The following is a 17842-nucleotide window of genomic DNA, read 5'->3' as shown; positions in this document are numbered from 1 at the left end:
AACCGCTCCGTGTATAAGAGCGCCCACTATAGAGTCGAAAACCCACCCCGCAAATCCCCGCTGCGCGCCAAAAAGCGGCCCGGTCGCTGACCATTCGCCTGCCCCTCGCGGTAGCTCAACACGCCATTGACCCACACACCGTCAATGCCCTCGGCGGCGCGTTGCGGTTGCTTGAAGTCCGCCACATCGCGTATGCGCAGCGGGTCGAACAACACCAGGTCGGCCCAATGCCCTTCACGTATTTCACCCCGTTCGGACAAGCCAAATCGCGCCGCCGACAACCCGGTCATTTTATGTACCGCCGTGTGCAGCGGGAACAAGCCGACATCGCGGCTGAAATGTCCCAACACCCGTGGGAATGCGCCCCACAAACGCGGATGCGGGAACGGATCTTCAGGCAAACCATCCGAGCCGACCATCGACAATGGGTGCGCCAGGATCCGCCGCACATCCGCCTCATCCATGCCGTAATACACCGCGCCGGCCGGTTGCAGGCGCCGCGCCGCGTCCATCAGCGAGACGCCCCACTCACCCGCAATGTCCTGCAAGTCACGCCCGCCCATGCCAGGGTGCGGCGTCGACCAGGTAATCGTGATACGGAACGCATCGGTCACCTGCTTGAGATCCAGGGTCGATGAACTCGCCGCATAGGGATAACAATCACACGCCACCGGGTGGGTTTTCGCCGCCGACTCCAACGCTGCCAACAGCTGTGGACTACGTCCCCAGTTCCCGGCTCCTGCACATTTGAGGTGGGAAACAATCACCGGTATCCGTGCATGCCGGCCGATCAGAAAAGCCTCGTCCATCGCCTCCAGCACCGGTTCGAATTCGCTGCGCAGATGGGTGGTGTATACCGCACCGTAGGCCGTCAGTTCTTCACTCAGTTGCAGCACCTCATCGGTCTCGGCATTGAACGCGCTGGCGTAGGCCAGGCCTGTGGATAAACCGAGGGCGCCGGCCTCAAGACTCTCGTGCAGCTGCACACGCATGGCGGTGATCTCATCCGGTGTGGCTGTGCGATACAGGTCGTCCATGTGGTTACTGCGCAGCGCCGTGTGGCCGATCAATGCCGCGACATTGACCGCTGGATGAGCGCTTTCAACGGCGCTGCGATAGTCACTGAAACGCGGATAAACAAACGCCGCAGCGCAGCCCAGCAGGTTCATCGGGTCCGGCGGATCACCGCGCAAACAGACCGGAGAAGCACTGATCCCACAGTTACCGACGATCACCGTGGTCACCCCCTGGCTCAGCTTGGGCAACATCTGCGGATGACGGATCACCACCGTGTCATCGTGAGTGTGTACGTCAATAAAGCCCGGCGCCAATACGCGGCCGGCGGCATCGAATTCATGCTCGCCATGGGCCGCTGACAAATCGCCAATCGCCGCAATACGCCCGTCGCGCATCCCCACATCCGCAACGTAGCCAGGGGTGTTGCTGCCATCGATGATCAACGCCTGGCGAATCAGCGTGTCGTACTTCATATCAGTCTCCAAGCGGCAGGCTGTCAGGGCCGCCGCGGTAATCGTCCAGGGCCAGCTTGATGCGGCGCAGGCGCTCCTGGTTGTCGTCCGGCATGGCCAGTGCCAGCTCGGTGGCGAGCAGGTCGATGGCCAGCAGCATGCCGTAGCGCGCCGCCGTGGGTTTGTAGATGAAGCTGGTTTCGGCCGGTTGCAGCGGCAGCAACACATCGGCCAACTGCGCCAACGGTGAATCCGCCAGGGTGATGGCGATGATGCGCGCGTCGTAGCTGCGCGCCAGCGTCACCACGTCGAGCAATTCGGGGGTCAGGCCAGTGAGCGAACAGACGATCAGCGCATGTTCGGCCCCCAATGTTGCCGCCGTGACGCGCATCATCACCGGGTCATGGCACGTGGCAATCGGATACCCCAGGCGTACCAACCGTACCTGCAACTCCTCGCTGCACAGGCTTGAGGGGCCGCCCATGCCGAACGCGTGGATCATCCGCACCTTGCCCAGCAGGTTGACCGCATCGACAAAGCTGGCTTGATTGAACCCCGACAAGTGCTGGCGCAACGTCGCCTCGATATCGCCGAGGATCTGGCGGTGAAACGCCGACTGTTCCGGCAAGCCCGCCGGGTCCAGGAAGCGGCTGCCGACACCGCTGGCCTGGGCCAATTGCAAGCGCAGGTCGCGCAAGTCCCGACAGCCGACACTGCGGGCAAACCGTGACAGGGTCGCGGTGCTGACCTCGGCCCGTTGGGACAACGCTTCCAGGCTGGCCGATGCAGCGAAGCCCACGTCATCCAGCATCAGCTTGGCGATACGGCCTTCGCCGGCGCTGAAGGAGGCCTGGCGGGCGCGGATCTGGTAGAGGATGTCCATGGGGGCTCCGGGTTACAAAATACAGGACAGGCCGTACGTCAGACCGAAGGCGACCACTGAAATCAGGGTCTCCAGCACGGTCCAGGTCTTGAAGGTCTGGATTACCGTCATATTGAAGTATTCCTTGATCAGCCAGAAGCCGCCGTCGTTGACGTGGGAAAAGATCACCGAGCCAGCACCGGTGGCCAGCACCAGCAATTCCGGGTGTGGATAACCCAGGCCCAGGGCGACCGGTGCCACCACACCCGACGCCGTGGTCATGGCCACCGTGGCCGAGCCCGTGGCAACCCGCATCAGCGCGGCGAACAACCAGCCCATCACCAGCGGCGACAAGTTAAAGGCATTGGCCAGGCCGAGGATCTCATGGGTGACGCCGGCATCCACCAGGATGCGGTTCAAACCACCACCGGCGCCCACCAGCAAGGTGATGCTGGCGGTCGGCGCCAGGCACTCATTGGTGAACTTGAGAATCGACTCGCGGTTGAAGCCCTGCGCCAGGCCCAGGGTCCAGAAACTCACCAGGGTCGCCACCAACAGGGCGATCACCGAGTTGCCGATAAACAACAGGAACTGGTTGAACGCAGTGCCCGGCGTGGACAGCAGGTTGGCCCAGCCGCCGATCATCATCAGCACCACCGGCAACAGGATGGTGCCCATGGTCAGGGCGAAGCTCGGCAAGCGAGTGCGCGGTTCGCGGTCGATAAACTGGCGTTCCAACGGGTTTTCCGCCGGTAAGTGGATGCGCGGCACGATGAACCTGGCGTACAGCGGGCCGGCGATGATCGCCGTCGGGATACCGATCAGGATCGCATAGAGCACGGTCTGCCCGACCGATGCGTTATACGCCAGCACCGCCATCATCGCCGCCGGGTGCGGCGGCACCAGCGCATGCACCACCGACAAGCCGGCCACCATGGGCAAGCCGACCATCAGGATCGACACCCCGACGCGCCGCGCCACGGTAAAGGCGATCGGCACCAGCAACACAAAACCGACCTCGAAAAACAAGGGCAGCCCCACCAGGAAGGCAATGCACACCATCGCCCAGTGCGCATTGCGCTCGCCGAACCGGTTGATCAGCGTACGCGCCACCTGCTCGGCACCGCCGGACTCGGCCATCATCTTGCCGAGCATGGTGCCCAGCGCCACCACCAGGGCGATATGCCCCAGGGTCTTGCCGACGCCCGCTTCGTAGGACCCCATGATGGTATCCGCCGGCATCCCGGCCATCAGTGCCAAGCCGATGGACACCAGGGTGATGACGATAAACGGGTTGAGTCGGTAGCGTGCTATCAGCACGATCAAAGCAATGATGGCGATGGCAGCGTATGCCAATAGCCCGAAGCCCGGTGATGCGGCCATGCGGTACTCCTCGGAAAGGGTCACGTCGAATAGGTTGTGAAACTCATAAATCATTACCGGGACTGACTTTCAATTTTTATGAAAGTAATTTTCGCGCAGGGATAAGCGCCGTCGCATTGGGACATGCCCAGCGCCAGTGCATGAAAATTCGGGGGGTGTTCTTACATGAAGATCAGACAACGCCGGAAACTCACCGAGCGCCATCGAGTCATAGAATGCGCACTCACTCATGCCCAGGAACCGACCATGATTCGCACCTCACTCGCCGCCAGCGCCGTGCTTCTCGCCCTGTGCGGCAGCGCTTCAGCCGCCGACAACGCCGCACTGAAGAAATGCATGGACAGCGCCAATACGACCGCAGACATGGTCAATTGCAACGCCAAGGAAGCCAAGGTGCAGGATGAGCGCCTGAACCGCGCCTACAAGACCGCCCTCGCCGCCCAGGAAGGCGCGCGTAAGCAACAATTGCAGGACGTGCAGCGCCTGTGGATCAAATACCGCGACGCCAATTGCGCCTTTGCGGGCAGCGCCACTGGCGGCACCATTGACCAGGTCAATGGCTCCGGCTGTGTGCTGGACATGACCCAGACCCGCGCCCAGGAATTGGAAGACCTGGTCGGGCCTTAACACACACCCGACCTCTGGAGGAGCGAGCTTGCTCGCGAAAAACTCACAGGCGCCGCGTTGATTCAGGAAACACGCGTTATCGTTGACGTTTTTCGCGAGCAAGTGGTTTTGGGGCTGCTTCGCAGCCCAACGCGGGACAAGCCCGCTCGCCACAGGGAGATTTGTCAGGGGCTGAAAAGTGGTTATGCCGATTGGCCTCCATGAGAACTTCCCGCTCGGGCAGGGCGGGTTGTCGGACCAGGCCGCTGTGGACGTGGCCGCATACTGCTCGGGCCAACCGCGTCTGGGCTTCCCGGACAAGGTCAAGGACTGGCCCAACGGTGGCAATCCGGCGGATGCCCCCGACTAGTCCAGTTGCTTGAGGCAGGCCTGGAGGATATCCAGGCCTTCCTCCAGCACTGCCGGCTCAATGGTCAACGGTGCGAGCAGGCGGATGATGTGTCGCGATTTGCCGCTGGGCATCAGCAGTAAGCCGGCGGCGCGTGCCAGGCCCAGCAGCTGTGTCAGTTGCTGGGGCGCAGGCGTGCCGTCGGCTTGCGCCAGTTCGATGCCGCGCATCGCACCGACGCCGGTCAGACGGCCCAGGTAGGGTGACAGGCGCTGCGCGCGCCAGCGCTCATAGCGGCTGATGATCGCGGCTTCCTGCTGTGCACCCCACACCTGTAAATGTGCGTCCGTCATGACTTCAAGGGTGGCCAGCGCCGCGGCACAGGCGATCGGGTTGCCGGAGTAGGTGCCGCCGAGGCCGCCCTTGGGCAGGTTGTCCATCAGCGCCTGGCGCCCGACCACTGCCCCCAGCGGCACGCCGCCGGCGATGCTTTTGCCGAGCAGGATCAGGTCCGGTTCGATACCCAGGCGCGAGAAGGCGAAGCGCTGGCCGGTGCGACCGAAGCCGGACTGGATCTCATCGGCAATCAGCAGGATATTTTTCTCATCGCAAAAACGCCGAAGGGCCTGGGCGAACTCGATATCCAGGGCCAGGAAACCGCCTTCGCCCTGCACCGGTTCGATAATGAAACAGGCCACGTCGTTGACGTCGATTTCCACGCTGAACAGACGGTCCATGGCCTTGAGTGCTTCGGCGCAAGTCACACCGTTGTCGGCGCTGGGGTAGGGCAGGTGATACACCGGGCCGGGCAAGACACCGACCTTTTGCTTGTAAGGCGCGACCTTGCCGTTGAGGTTCAAGGTGGCCAGGGTGCGCCCGTGGAAGGCGCCGTCAAAAGCGATGACGGCGCTGCGGCCGGTGGCGCCCCTGACGATCTTCAAGGCATTCTCCGCCGCTTCTGCGCCGCTGTTGGTCAGCATGCCGCTGACCGGGTAGTCCACCGGAATGAAGGCCGTCAGTCGATCCATCAATTCAATGTAGGGCCTATGGGGCGCGGCGTTGAAGGCGTAGTGGGTCAGTTGCGTTGCCTGGTCGCGAATGGCCTCTACCACCGCCGGATGGCAATGACCGAGGTTGAGCACGCCGATGCCGCCGACGAAGTCGATATAGCGCTTGCCCGTGGTGTCCCAGACCTCGGCGTTCCTGCCGTGGCTGAGGCTGATGGGGTGGACGACGGAAATCGATTGGCTGATGGTTTCGCGGCTCATGAATCTCGGACTCGGCAATGTTGGGCGTGTTTTTATCTAAGCCGTGAGCCCGGCCCTGGGGCAAACGAAATAAAGTCGCCGGGTCATTCCAAATCGGAAGGAGCTGTTGCCAAAAGGTCGTTTGTGGCAACGCCGCAAAGCCCTTGATACTGCCGGGCAACATAGAGATCGGTGCGATGTGCTCAACACCGAGCAGCCGGTTCGTTGCCCTCGGGCGTTATTCCGACACGATATCCTTGCCTGCCGCCTTGGATCGGTACAGCGCCTGGTCGGCGCGAGCCATCAGGGCGGTCGGCGGTTCCCCCGTACGCCGCTCCACCACGCCGAGGCTCAGGGTGACGTTGAAATCGCCCACGGCGGGCAGTTGCGCGATCCTTTGGCGGATGCGCTCGGCCAACGCTTTCGCCGCCTCCAGCGGGCTTTTGGGCAGTACCACGATAAATTCGTCGCCGCCCCAGCGCGCCAGCAAATCGCCCTGGCGCATGCAGGTTTCCAACCCTTCCACCACCCGCACGAGGGTCTGGTCGCCCACGCCATGGCCGTGTCGATCATTGATCAGCTTGAAGTCATCGATGTCCATGGCGACCAAGGCCAGCGGCAAACGAAAGCGTTCTGCCCGGTCGCATTCCTCCAGCAGCACTTTCTCCAGGCGATAACGGTTTGCGACGCAGGTCAGGGCGTCACGCTCGGCCAGGGAGCGGTTTTCCTCCAATTGCAATTGCAGTTGCTGATTGACCCGTGACAGCTCGCGGGTGCGCTCGGCCACCAGGGCCTCAAGGGATTGATTGCGCCGTTCGAGCTGCTCGATGGAGCTTTTGCGCGTTTGGATATTGCGGTGGGAGCCCACCATCCGCGCTACCGAGTCATCGAGGTTGCGCGCAATGATGTAGCCACGGTCTTCGATCCACAGGTAAGTGCCGTCTTTTTTGCGGCAACGGTACTCGATTTGGTAATGGGGGGACCGACGCTGGAGGTAGTCATCAAACACTGCCATGACGCGAGGGTAATCGTCCGGGTGGATGATGTTCTCCCAGGTGAACACGCTGTTCTCCAGGGAGTGGGGGGGGTAGCCGAGCATTTCATACCAGCCCGGGTTGCGGTAGACGAACCCCGTATTGGCGTTCCAGTCCCAAATGCCATCGCTGACCAGTTCCATGACGGCATGCAACATATCGGCGTTGAGGTCAGAAAAGTCATTCCTCAACGAATTGCTGCCAGGTGTATCGTCCATCTGTGCGCTCCCTGCGTTGGCTGGCACTTGGGACCAGCGATATTGACACCGATACTCCGTGGCTGACGCTACTGTACAACGGGCCTTGCACGCTTTGAATAGGGCGGATGCACGGCTCCAGGGTGTGGCTATGGGCCATTATTTGGGCGCCACCATCCTCGTCCGAGGCTTCCCGTCGGCGTTGTGCTGGTAGATCGCTTCAGGCTGGCCTTGTTCGTTGAAAAACACCTGGCCGATGCCTGCTGAGTTCCATAAACGTTCGCCGGCCTGGGCATGTTCCGGGATATGCGGCTCCACTTGCATGGTGCGACGGCGGGTGAACCCGTTGAGGGGGGAACGAGGGGAGTAGAGCCAGCGGTTAAGGCGGTCGAACCATTCCAGCAAGCGTGGCGGGAATTCGTTCTTGATGCCGCTGCTGGTGATCTGCCAGATGTTCGGGCCGGCGTTGCGGTGGCGGATCAGCACTTCGTACACGAACGAGTAATGCACGTCGCCCGAGAGGATCACGTAGTTACCCGGCGTACGGGAGTGACGGAAAATATTGAGAATGACTTGGGCGGCGCCGCGATGGGCCATCCAGTTTTCGGCATCCACCAGCAGCGGGTGGCCGCACCAACTGAACACCTTCTGCACGGTCTCGATCAGCTTGACGCCAAAAATCGGCGCGGGCGAGACGATGATGGCCGAGGGGTGGTCCAGCAGTTGCTGTTGCAGTTCGCTCAAGGCCTCCCAGTCCAGCAGGCCGGAGGGTTGTTTGAGGTTGAATTCGCTGCGCCAGCGACGGGTGCGGGTGTCGAGCACCACCAGGGCGGGAGTGGTGGGCAGCCTGTAATGCCATTGCTGGAATTTCAGCAGGGCTTCGAGTAGCGCATCCTGGGCGGCGGCGTCCAGGTGGTTGCCGCGCGCCTGGGCGGCCAACGCCTGGGTTTGCGCTACCAGCTCGCCAAACACCTCGGGCTGGTTACCCCAGCCCTGGCACAGCAGGTAAGCGAGCAGCGCATTGCCGATGATGCGTTTGGAGAAGGGGTGGCCATAGGCAGTTTCTTCCCACTGGGCGCTGAGGTTCCAGTCGTCGGTGATGTCGTGATCGTCAAAGATCATCAATGTGGACAGATGGGCAAATACCCGTGCCACACCCGGCAGGCCATCGCGAAATCGATCGAGTTGCACCTGCTCTCGGGCATACCGGTGCTGTTCATCGGCACTCAGTTGCGGTGGCTGCGGTGTGATCAGGCGCCAGGGCGTGGGCGACCAGGCCAGCAAATACATCGCCATCACTTCGGCGAAGGTCACCAGGTGGTTGTCGGCAGTGCTGCTGGTGAAGATCGGTTTCTTCACGCCGCCAAAAAAGCGTTCGCGCAGGGTCTCGTTGCTGTCCAGGGCGGGCAAAAGGTCCGCTCGGTGGTAATAGCTCGCGCGATGCCCATAGAGGCTGGCGCTGTCGTCCACCACCGCGCCTTCCAGGTATTCATCGAACAGGCCCAGGCATGTGATCAAGGCGTGAATCGCCCGCAGCATCGGCCCGGCCACATCGTCGGCGTACACCTGGTCGCCGCTCATCATCAACAGCGCGGGGCGCTCCGCCGGCGTGGGCGCGCTGGCCAGCAGGCGATCGACGCAGAGCAAGCCTTCGTCGGCAGGGTGGTGCGGTTTGCGGCAGGAGCCGTGCACCAATTGGCGAATGCGGCTATGCAGGACAAAACCCGGGGTGTCGGCGTTGCCATACAGCAAGTGTGGCGCCCACTCGGCAATGCCGGTGCCATCGACCAGCAGGTCGTAGCCGATCATCACATCCTGGGGCAGGGCATCGGCCAGTGGGAGGTCGATCAAATGGATAAACGCATGGCGCCCTACGGGCACGACTTGGCATTGCGCTTGAGCCAGTGGGAACGCCAGTGTCTGCCCGGCAACCTGCAGCTTGAGGGTCAATGCCAGTTCACGGCTGCCCATCAGCCACATCACCAGGCGCTGGGGCTCGAGACGTCGCAGCATAGGGCCGGCGAGGACGGCGGGCAGGGTGCCAGCTTGAAGCATAGGAATAGCGGCTCGGTGGTAAAGGGCCTCAAGGGTAAACCAGCGGATGTCGCTTTTTTGTCAAGGCGGGATGTCGAGCAAAGGAAAGGGGCCGGTAAAAGTGGCCCCTCTCTTTACTGCTTAAAGCACGTTACCGTTACCCAGGCTCTCCAGGTTGCCAGAGCGAGTGTTTCGCCGGGGCGTGCCCTGGTTGTGGGTATCAGTGGTCGATTCCTGCTCCGGCGTTTGTTGCTGCGTCGGTCGGCTTTGTGGTTCAGGCGCGGCGTCGACTTGCCGGTGGGGGTTGAAGTAGTTAGCGGTAGAGCCAAAAAAGATATCGATCATGAAAACCTCTGCTCTGTCGGGGCGTTGAATCAGCGTGATCAACGCACATCGAACCTACAGAGAGGGAAAGGGCTGGCCTATAAACGCCTTGCGTCAAGACATGACCCGGTGATCGTTATCGAGCCATGGCCATGCAGCGCAATGGCTCGGTCATGCAGGTTAGAACATCCGTCCGTGCCCCGATTTTCAAGCATCAGGTGTGAGTGCCTTCAATCACCTTGGGCACGGTAAAACGGAACTCACTGCCACGCCCCACCTCACTTTCGGCAACGATTTTTCCTCCGTGGGCCTGGACAATGCCCTGCGTGATATACAGCCCCAGCCCGCTGCCGGTGGGATTGTTTTCGGTCTGGGTCCAGTAGCGGTCGAACACATAGGGCAACTGCTCCGGTGCAATGCCATCACCGGAGTCGCGTACCGAGACCACAATTTCTTCACCGTTGCTCATGGCGCTGATGCCGATATTGCCCTGGCGCGGGGTGAACTTGATGGCGTTGCCGATCAGGTTCGACAGCACCTGGAACAGACGCTCCGGGTCGCCATTGATCTGCAGGCCGGGCTCGGCGTTGAAGGACAGGTCGATGCCTTTTTCCAGCGCCAGCGGCGCGAGAAGGGAGTAGGCCTCCTCGAACATCTGGCCAACGTCCAGCGCCACCGGCTTGACCACGTAGCGTCCCGCCTCGATTTTCGAGGTGTCGAGCAAGTCTTCCAGCAGCACATTCATGCGCGCGGCGGCTTGCTGCATGGTGTCGATCGCCGAGGAAATTCGTCGCGAGGTGTGGGGGCCTTCGGAGCTGAACGTCTTTTGCATCATGCCGCAGAGCATCGAGATGACCGTCATCGGGTTGCGCAGATCGTGGGAGACCACCGCCACCAGTTCATCACGGGCCCGCACCGCCTGTTGCTCGCGCAGTACCTGTCGCGCCAGGTCATTTTCCAGTGCGGAGCGGCGCAGGTCGTTGGCCGCAAAGCGGTCGCCATGGCTCCACTTGGTGGAGATGCCGGCCATTTCCACTTTCCAGATTTCAAACGAGGTGCGTGGGCGCAGGCGCAGGCCGGCGTCGGAGTTTTCCAGGTCCAGCGGTTTGCTCGGGTCGCCGCTCCAGTTGATGTTTTCTTTCACTTCCGGGCGGAACCACAGCACACCGTTGTCCACCGGCTTAGGCAGGCTCATGGCCAATACCCCGCTGGCGACCTTTTGAAACGCCGCCGCCGGTGGGTAGACCGAGGCCAGGTGATGGCTGGCGAATACCGGCTCGCCGCTTTCCTTCAACCACTGATGCAGCGCACGGATCTGCGCCGGCTCCGGGCAGTTACCGTAGCGGTGCAGTTGTTTGTCTTCGATGATCGCCACGCCGCCGGACAGGGTCAGGTCCATGAGCCATTGGCCGTGCTGGGCCAGGCCATCGAACACGGTGTTCTCAGAGGCTTTCATGGCGGCATCGAGCAGCGCCAGCGTTTCGACTTTTTCTTCGCGTTGACGGCTCAGGTCGAGGGCCTCCATGGCACTGATCTGCAGCGACAGCACCTGGCCGATGGTCTGGCAGGCGATGCGCAATTCATTGGGCACCAGCAGCGGTTCGCGATTGCCGCAACTGATCAGGCCCCAGAGTGTGTCACCCTTCATCAGCGAGATGCTCATGGACGACAGCACGCCCATGTTCTGCATGTACTGGCAGTGAATCGGCGACACGCTGCGCAGAGTGGCAAAGCTCAGGTCCAGGGGCTCGCCATTGTCCGGGCGCAGTTTGGGCAGCAGTGGCACCGGCTCGTAGGCGGCGTTCGGGATGATGCGTAGCCAGTTGGTGCGGTACAGCTCGCGGGCCTGCTCCGGGATATCGGACGCGGGGAAGAACAGCCCGTTGAACCGTTCCATGGACGGTGCCGATGCTTCGGCGATCACCTGGCCATGGCCTTCTTCTTCGAAGCGATAGATCAGCACGCGGTCATAGCCGGTCATGGCCTGGATTTCAGTCACGCTGATTTCGTACAGCGCTTGCAGGGTTTTCGCTGATTGCAGGCGTTGCAGCATCTTGCCCAAGTCACTGGTGCGACCATTCAGCGCCCGTGGGTGGAAATCCTTGAGGTGCGGTTCGAACTCCAGTACCAGCACACCCTGGTGACGGTGCAGCAGGCCTTCGAACGCTGCGCCGTTCAGGCTGACGTGCAGCGGCGGCGCGTCGAAAAAGCTGTTGTGCTCAGCCATGGCCTGTACGGCTTGGCCGTGCTCGGCACCGATCAGCATATGCAAGGGTTGGCCCAGCAGTGTCTCGGGTGCGTGGCCGAACAAGGTGCCCACGTTGGCGCTGACCTGGATGATATTCAGCTCAGGTTCTGACAGCGTCAGTAGCACGCCGTGAGGTTGAATCGCCCCCGGAAAACGGATCGGCTCGTTGGCACAGTTGGTAAGCAGCTTTTCAAAATCTTCGGGTTTCATAGCAGTACCTCCTGGCTGTCGAGCCATTGCTCAAAGCAGCTGAATGTCGAACGGGCCGCGTCTACCGCGCGCTGTCTGGCGGGCGTGTCCAATGGCTGGCGGCCTAGAAAGTCGAGAAAATCCGTCCAGCGCCGACCGGTCTCGGCGCCGTACACATTGAGAAACGCAGCGCCGTTATCCGCGTCCAGGCCCAGGCGCTGAGCCATTTCCCGGCGCAGCACCTGGCCGCCCAGGGTCGCGCCTTCCAGTACGTACAGGGCACCGAGGCAGGCAGCGGGAGTGTCGAGGCGGGGCAGGTCTGTACAAGGCGGCAGGGTATGAATGGTAGCGTCACTCAAGCCCAGGGCGTGAAGATCGCTGACCAGGGTGGGCGTTTTCACACGCATGGCCTGGTCGAATCCGTCGGGGATCAAGTCACTGTCGTACAACGCGGCTTCCATCGGGCGATAAAACCCGTAGTACGCCCGGAGCAGGCGCTCGTACCAGTGGGCATCCAGGCGCTCGGAGAAAAATGGCAGACGCTTTTCGAGGACGACATGCAGCAGGGCAGTGCCCGCCCGCAGCGCTTCGAGTAAGGAGGGCGCATCTACGTCATGGGCCTGTGAGTGCATTCGGTGAGCTCGGACTGTGGGTCTTGCGACCATGAATGACGCGTGGAAATGGGCGGCGATTCTACACAACCGATGGCCGTCAACTGAACGAGAAAGGCGAATGTGCTGACCAGCGGATCAGAAAAGTCGCTCCCTGCCTCATTAATGACCCCGATGCCGGTGCCGAAGTTCGGCACAAGTGATGTCGCGACGCTATTAGTGCATGGAAGATTCCTGTTGGGTCAAGGCCGTTTGCACGCATTCGAGCAGGTGCTCCGTGCTCCACGGCTTGGGCAAAAACCTCACGCTGGCGCCCAATTGCGAAGCCATGGCCCGGTTGCCTGAGGTCAATACCACCGGAACGGATGGCCAACGGTGCGCCACCACGCGGCTCAAGTCATAGCCGTTCAACAGGCCAGGCATCTGGATATCGCTGACAATCAGGTCCACCCGGTCATCGGCCCGCTCCAGGAAAATCATGCCTTCATCCGCCGAAGGAAACGAGGTCACGAGCGCCCCGAATTCCTCCAGTACATCCACCATCAACGATCGAATGATCTCGTCGTCTTCCAATACCAAAATCGATGGCTGAGCCATGATCCTTACTCCACCATCAGGGTTCAGTAGGGTGGAGTGGACGCTGGTCGAATAGGTTCGATTGGAAGTTTTATATGCGATGGATGGTCAATCGAAGCCTGGCAGGCCAGGTTCGCTTGTTTGCCTGGGGCTGATCACCGGCCTGTGCGGCAGCAAAGCCATCATGACCACTACCATGACCAATCGGCGGCGCAGATTGACGTGAGTGACCCATGGTTCAGGCTGTTGACGCCCGTGGTCACCGCCTGGACCGAAGCGGTGATCTGGATGGGCATGCGTTCCTGACAAGCAGGCATAATGACCGGTACCGTCCGATGTGGAGTCACTCATGAAGTACGCCCTCCTTTCCCTCGCCCTGGTCCTCAGTACGGGCTCGGCGTATGCCGCCGGTAATGCCGAGGCGGGCGGCAAGCTGTTCGCCAAGACCTGCGGCGGTTGCCACAGCATCGGCGAAGGGGCCCGCGGTGGGTTTGGCCCCGAACTCAACGGCATCATCGGCCGCCCCGCCGGCACCACCACCGACTACCAGTATTCAGACGCGATGAAGAACTCCGGCGTGGTCTGGACCCGAGACAAGCTTGCGGCCTATATCGAGGCGCCGAAGAAGGTGGTGAGCGGCACGCGCATGATTTTCTGGGGCATCAGTGACCCGGAAAAGATCGACAATATCCTGGCCTACCTCGAGACATTCCAACCCCAGTGATCATTCCCGCACATTCCTGAACAGCATCAACCGCGCACTCTCATGCAGCCCCCGGGTCAGCGCCTGCAGGCGTTGAAAGGCCTCGGGGTGCTGGTTGGCGACGTCGTCGCGGGGCGTCGCTGATGCCAGGTCATGCAGGGTGGGGGAACTGCCGTCGTGCTGCATCTGCAACAGGAAGTCCTGGGTTACGCCACCGATGATCGGGAATGTGCCTTCGCGCAACACCAACGGCACCATGCGCTCGCCCTCCGGTGCGGGTTGCTGGATATCCCTGCCCAGTGTGCCGTTGCGAAAAGGAATGCCCGCCATGCCGGCCACCGTGGGCAGCAGATCCGCCAGGCCGACGGCCTCTTCGATGACCCGTGGTGACAGGCCGGGCGCGTGGATCAGCAGCGGCACGTTATTGCTTTCCAAGCCTAACTGCTCGAAAGCCGGCGCCATATGCGGGATCTGGCTGATGCGGGTGTTGTGGTCGCCGAAGAACACAAAAATGCTGTTGTCGTAATAGCCGCCCGCCTTGGCCATCTCCATCAACCGCCCGATGTTGTAGTCCAGCAGGCGCACGGCGTTGTACTGCTCGACACTGCGCGAGCCGGCGGCCTGGACTTGCTCCAGCGACAGGTGTTTGACCTCGAAGCCGTCGTTGAACTTGGGGATCGTAAAGGGCCGATGGTTACCCGAGGTTTGCAGGTAGGCGAAGAACGGTTGGCCCTTGGGCACGGCACGTAACAGCGCGTCACCTTCCTTGAAGAGGTCCAGGTCGGATATGCCCCATACGTCGACCCGGGGCGAGCGCCAGTGGCTTTCTTCAAACAGCTGCACGCCGTCGATGCTCTGGCGGATCAGTGCATTGATGTTCGCCCAGCCGGCATTGCCGCCGATCATGTAGAACTTCTGGTACCCCTCGAACGCATTGATCAGCGTGTGTTGCCGAGTGATCAGCGGGTTACGCGTGGCCGTCTCCTGACGGGTGACATCCGGCACACCGGTGATGCTGGCCCACACGGTTTTGGCAGTGCCGGTGACGGGGACGTAGAAGTGTTTGAAAAACCAGCTTTGTGTGGCCAGCTGGTCCAGGTTCGGCGTGGGGTTGAGCGGGTTGCCGTAGGCGCCCACGGCGCTGGTGCCGAGGGATTCGAGCATCACGAAGATGACGTTGGGCGGTTGCTCGCCGCCCAGCCGATAGGGTTGCACGCCTTGTTCGCGGATGAAACTCTGGGACTGGGCATCGGGCTGGGCCACGCCCAGGTACTGGGCGACTTGCGGGTAATACTCGCGGACCTGGGCTTCATCGAACTGCGATTGGCCGACCTTGAGTGTGTCGTACAAAAACAGCACCGGGTTCAGGCCCACGGCGGCCAGTTGGCTGTTGCCGGAAAAGAATGCATCGCTCCAGCGCAGGGGGACCGGGTTTTCCAGGTTGAGATGGGCGACACGCCCGAGCAGGGCGAGCAGCACCGCGACGACACCTATCACACTCACCACCGCCAGTGCCGGCTTGCCGATGGCGGTGGGCGCTCGATCCAGGGTCAACCGCTCCAGGCGGACCAACGCCCAGACCCAAAGCGCCACCGCCGCGAGCCAGCAGGCGGTTATCCACAGCACCGGGTAGGTTTCCCACACCATCTGCTGGGAAATTTGCGCGTCTTGCAGGTAACGCAGCACCGTCGCATTGATACGCACGCCGAGGTAGGCGTAGTGGCCGAAATCGATGATGTAGACCAGCCCCACCACCGCCAGTGCGACGGCCAGATAACCGCGCGCCAGCCAGCGCAGGGCCGGCAGGGTGGTGAGGTTCCAGCGCGGCAACCACGCCAGCACGGCCAGCGGCAGCAGGATCAATACCGCCAGGCGCAGGTCGAAACGCAGGCCGATACCCAGGGTTTCCAACAGCGCCGGGGTGTTCAAATCCAGGCCGGAAAAACCCAGCACAAACACCAGCCGCAATGCCGCCAGCAACACAAACATCAACCCGATCGCGCCCACGCCATAGCGCAGGCGGCGTGATTGCAACGCACTCATCTATTTTCCCACTGTTTAAAACAACACAAGTCCAATGTGGGAGCGGCTTGCTCCCGATGGGGGGCGTTCAGTGCCGGATGTACTGACTGACACGCCGCCATCGGCAGCAAGCGCCCTCCCACAGTTTTAGTTGCATGAGTCCAGCGACCACGCAGTAGCCCGCCAAGAGCGGGTCGACCAGATAATCCCAATAGTTTTCCGACGCCTTGAGCCGTAACGCAAAAGCCAACGTGCCCATCGCCAACATCCACACCGCCAGCGTATTACGCAGCCACAGCATCAACAGGGCGGTGGCCGCCACCAGTACGATCATCGGCCGCGGGTTGAAGCCCCAACGGTACGGGTCGACATAGGTCAGGCCCAACGTGGCCGGATACAGCACCAGGCTCAGCAGGCCAAACAGCAGCAACATCTGCACCTGATGGGGGCGCCTGAGCGGCTGCACTACCCCCAATCGACACAGCCCCACCCACGCCAGCAACACCAACGTGCTGATCGCCAAGTCATCGGTAAAACTGCGTACATACGCTGCCAGTGGCAGCTCGTTGACTGGGATAAAACTCACCGCCACCAGCACCGGCAGCAACCATGGTCGCCAAGGTGCGGTGACGCGCAGGGCGCACAGCGCCACAAACCCCAGCAGCACAAAACTCAAGTGGGCTTGCCACAGAGAAACCATCAGAGACGCTCCTCCAGCCAGGCTTCGTTGAAGCTGACATGTTTGATGAAGGTGTTATTCCATGAGTACACCAGGTGGTACATGCCGTCCGGGCTGCGGCTGAAATAGGGGTACTCGTACTCGAAATCGCACCCACGGGGTTTGCATACGCGGTAATCCAGGCTGCTGAGAAAGCGCTCTTCCAAGGGCAGGCGCTTGGCGCCGCTGGAGGCGCGGAAGCCTTCGCCAATGATCGCTTTGTAAGCTTCGGGAGAGAACGGTTGGCCGAGCGGGTCCGGGGACTGGTCCAACTGCGCCACCGTGCGCCATTGGCTGAACTGGGCGTCGGTGCCGTAGAGGCTGAGCTTGAAGCGGCCGTCTTGCAGGTCATTGAGGGCCACTAGCAAACCATCGTCCACCGTGCCGACTGCCGCCAGCGACGAGTTGGGGTTGGCCGGCTCCAGCGGATAGGGCTCGCTCCAGGTCTGCCCGGCATCTTCGGTGCGGCTGGCCAGGACGCGGTGATGGGTGTCGCCGGCGTAGCGCAGCATTGCGATGGCGCGCTTGCCGTCCAGCGGCACGATGGTCGGTTGCAGGGAGTTCTTGCCGCGGCTGATGCGGAATTTATCGATCACTGCGCCATCGGCGCTCAAGTACAGGTACTCGGCAAACTTGCCCATGAACTCGTGGTACACCGGCAGGCCGATGGAGCCGTCAGCGTGGAACACCGGCGCGGCGCGCACCAGGGTGCTGATGTTAAAGAACGGCGAGGTCACCAGTTGCCTCGGCGCCGACCAGTTCGCACCGAGGTCGTCCGACACCATCACGTTGATCGCACTGGTGGCCCAGCCGCCGACCGACACCGACACATAAAACATCCACAGGCGTTTGTCCGGCGCCATGGCGATCACCGGGTTGCCCAGTTTGCGGATATAACGCTGGGTGCCGTCGCGGGTGCTTTCCCGGGTGGCCAGCACCTGCTCGGCGCCCCATTCCCCGGTGCGTGCATCGAAGCGTGCGGTGCGCACCTGCACATCGGCGGCGCCTTCGCGCGAGCCGGCGAACCACACGGCCATCAGGTCGCCGCCAGGCAGGGCAGTGACGGAAGAGGAATGCACAAAGTCGGTGAGCTGGGAGGACACGAACCGGCTGCTGTACTGCGCGGGCGCCGCAACTTTGGCGGTGTTCGGGCTGGCCTCGGCAAACGGTGCCAGTACATGGGGCGGATGGCTCTGCCAGGCGGCGAAAAACACCGCGAGCAGGCTGCAAATCAATAGAGCGGAGCGCATAGAGCACCTGTCGGGAAAAG

The 17842-nt window shown here is 61.9% G+C and carries 16 protein-coding genes and 1 pseudogene; 4 read left to right on the top strand and 13 right to left on the bottom strand.

The features are described from left to right. Positions 1-26 precede the first annotated feature (26 nt). The 3 genes from A7317_RS24275 to A7317_RS24265 are packed head-to-tail and all read right to left on the bottom strand — an operon-like array spanning position 27 to position 3768. Positions 27-1490, bottom strand: a complete 1464-nt coding sequence (locus A7317_RS24275; protein ID WP_069076984.1) for an N-acyl-D-amino-acid deacylase family protein — start codon at positions 1488-1490, stop codon at positions 27-29. Position 1491: 1 nt separating this feature from the next. Then, the gene (locus tag A7317_RS24270; protein ID WP_024077378.1) at positions 1492-2352 is read right to left on the bottom strand and encodes a MurR/RpiR family transcriptional regulator; all 861 of its coding nucleotides are present in this window, start codon (positions 2350-2352) and stop codon (positions 1492-1494) included. Between the two features lie 12 nt (positions 2353-2364). Then, on the bottom strand, positions 2365-3768 hold the full coding sequence (locus tag A7317_RS24265; protein ID WP_069076983.1) for a gluconate:H+ symporter: 1404 nt from the start codon (positions 3766-3768) through the stop codon (positions 2365-2367). A gap of 192 nt (positions 3769-3960) precedes the next feature. Here A7317_RS24265 and A7317_RS24260 point away from each other — a divergent pair, with 192 nt between their 5' ends. Together A7317_RS24260 and A7317_RS30925 are read left to right on the top strand one after the other, a co-directional pair. Next, entirely contained in the window at positions 3961-4341 is a 381-nt protein-coding gene (locus A7317_RS24260; RefSeq protein ID WP_024077380.1) for a lysozyme inhibitor LprI family protein, read from the top strand. A 184-nt stretch (positions 4342-4525) separates the two neighbouring features. After that, positions 4526-4690: pseudogene (locus A7317_RS30925) on the top strand (hypothetical protein); the annotation flags it as partial. On the opposite strand, the gene A7317_RS24255 reads toward A7317_RS30925, so the two are convergent. From A7317_RS24255 to A7317_RS24230, 7 genes are all read right to left on the bottom strand, one after another. Next, a complete protein-coding gene (locus A7317_RS24255; protein WP_024077330.1) occupies positions 4687-5937 on the bottom strand; it encodes an aspartate aminotransferase family protein in 1251 nt (416 codons plus the stop codon). The pseudogene A7317_RS30925 and the gene A7317_RS24255 sit on opposite strands and share 4 nt — an antisense overlap. A 217-nt stretch (positions 5938-6154) precedes the next feature. Further along, positions 6155-7168 carry a diguanylate cyclase domain-containing protein gene (locus tag A7317_RS24250; protein WP_069076982.1) on the bottom strand — a complete coding sequence of 338 codons (1014 nt, stop codon included), beginning with the start codon at positions 7166-7168 and terminating at the stop codon, positions 6155-6157. A gap of 138 nt (positions 7169-7306) precedes the next feature. Beyond that, a complete protein-coding gene (locus A7317_RS24245) occupies positions 7307-9202 on the bottom strand; it encodes an alkaline phosphatase D family protein (RefSeq protein ID WP_069076981.1) in 1896 nt (631 codons plus the stop codon). Positions 9203-9322: 120 nt separating this feature from the next. Beyond that, positions 9323-9526, bottom strand: a complete 204-nt coding sequence (locus A7317_RS30750) for a hypothetical protein (RefSeq protein WP_155766416.1) — start codon at positions 9524-9526, stop codon at positions 9323-9325. A 193-nt stretch (positions 9527-9719) separates the two neighbouring features. Next, entirely contained in the window at positions 9720-11963 is a 2244-nt protein-coding gene (locus A7317_RS24240) for an ATP-binding protein (RefSeq protein ID WP_069076980.1), read from the bottom strand. Beyond that, positions 11960-12574 carry a biliverdin-producing heme oxygenase gene (locus A7317_RS24235; protein WP_069076979.1) on the bottom strand — a complete coding sequence of 205 codons (615 nt, stop codon included), beginning with the start codon at positions 12572-12574 and terminating at the stop codon, positions 11960-11962. Before A7317_RS24235 ends, A7317_RS24240 begins: the two co-directional genes overlap by 4 nt. Before the next feature lie 195 nt (positions 12575-12769). Next, positions 12770-13150, bottom strand: coding sequence for a response regulator (locus tag A7317_RS24230; RefSeq protein ID WP_024077325.1), 381 nt, complete (start codon positions 13148-13150; stop codon positions 12770-12772). Positions 13151-13294: 144 nt separating this feature from the next. Here A7317_RS24230 and A7317_RS30305 point away from each other — a divergent pair, with 144 nt between their 5' ends. Then, positions 13295-13435: a hypothetical protein gene (locus tag A7317_RS30305; RefSeq protein WP_227496819.1), complete on the top strand. Its 141-nt coding sequence runs from the start codon at positions 13295-13297 to the stop codon at positions 13433-13435. Positions 13436-13478: 43 nt separating this feature from the next. Then, positions 13479-13853, top strand: coding sequence for a c-type cytochrome (locus A7317_RS24225; RefSeq protein ID WP_069076978.1), 375 nt, complete (start codon positions 13479-13481; stop codon positions 13851-13853). On the opposite strand, the gene A7317_RS24220 is transcribed toward A7317_RS24225, so the two are convergent. From A7317_RS24220 to A7317_RS24210, 3 genes are all read right to left on the bottom strand, one after another. Further along, the gene (locus A7317_RS24220; protein WP_069076977.1) at positions 13854-15875 is read right to left on the bottom strand and encodes an LTA synthase family protein; all 2022 of its coding nucleotides are present in this window, start codon (positions 15873-15875) and stop codon (positions 13854-13856) included. It lies immediately after the preceding gene. A 67-nt stretch (positions 15876-15942) separates the two neighbouring features. After that, entirely contained in the window at positions 15943-16554 is a 612-nt protein-coding gene (locus A7317_RS24215) for a hypothetical protein (protein WP_069076976.1), read from the bottom strand. After that, the gene (locus A7317_RS24210) at positions 16554-17822 is read right to left on the bottom strand and encodes a sialidase family protein (protein WP_069076975.1); all 1269 of its coding nucleotides are present in this window, start codon (positions 17820-17822) and stop codon (positions 16554-16556) included. Before A7317_RS24210 ends, A7317_RS24215 begins: the two co-directional genes overlap by 1 nt. Positions 17823-17842 lie beyond the last annotated feature (20 nt).

Source organism: Pseudomonas fluorescens, from assembly GCF_001708445.1.
GTDB lineage: Bacteria > Pseudomonadota > Gammaproteobacteria > Pseudomonadales > Pseudomonadaceae > Aquipseudomonas > Aquipseudomonas gorinensis.
The sequence above is the reverse complement of the archived record's forward strand: the minus strand, read 5'-3'. Positions and strand labels throughout refer to the sequence as shown.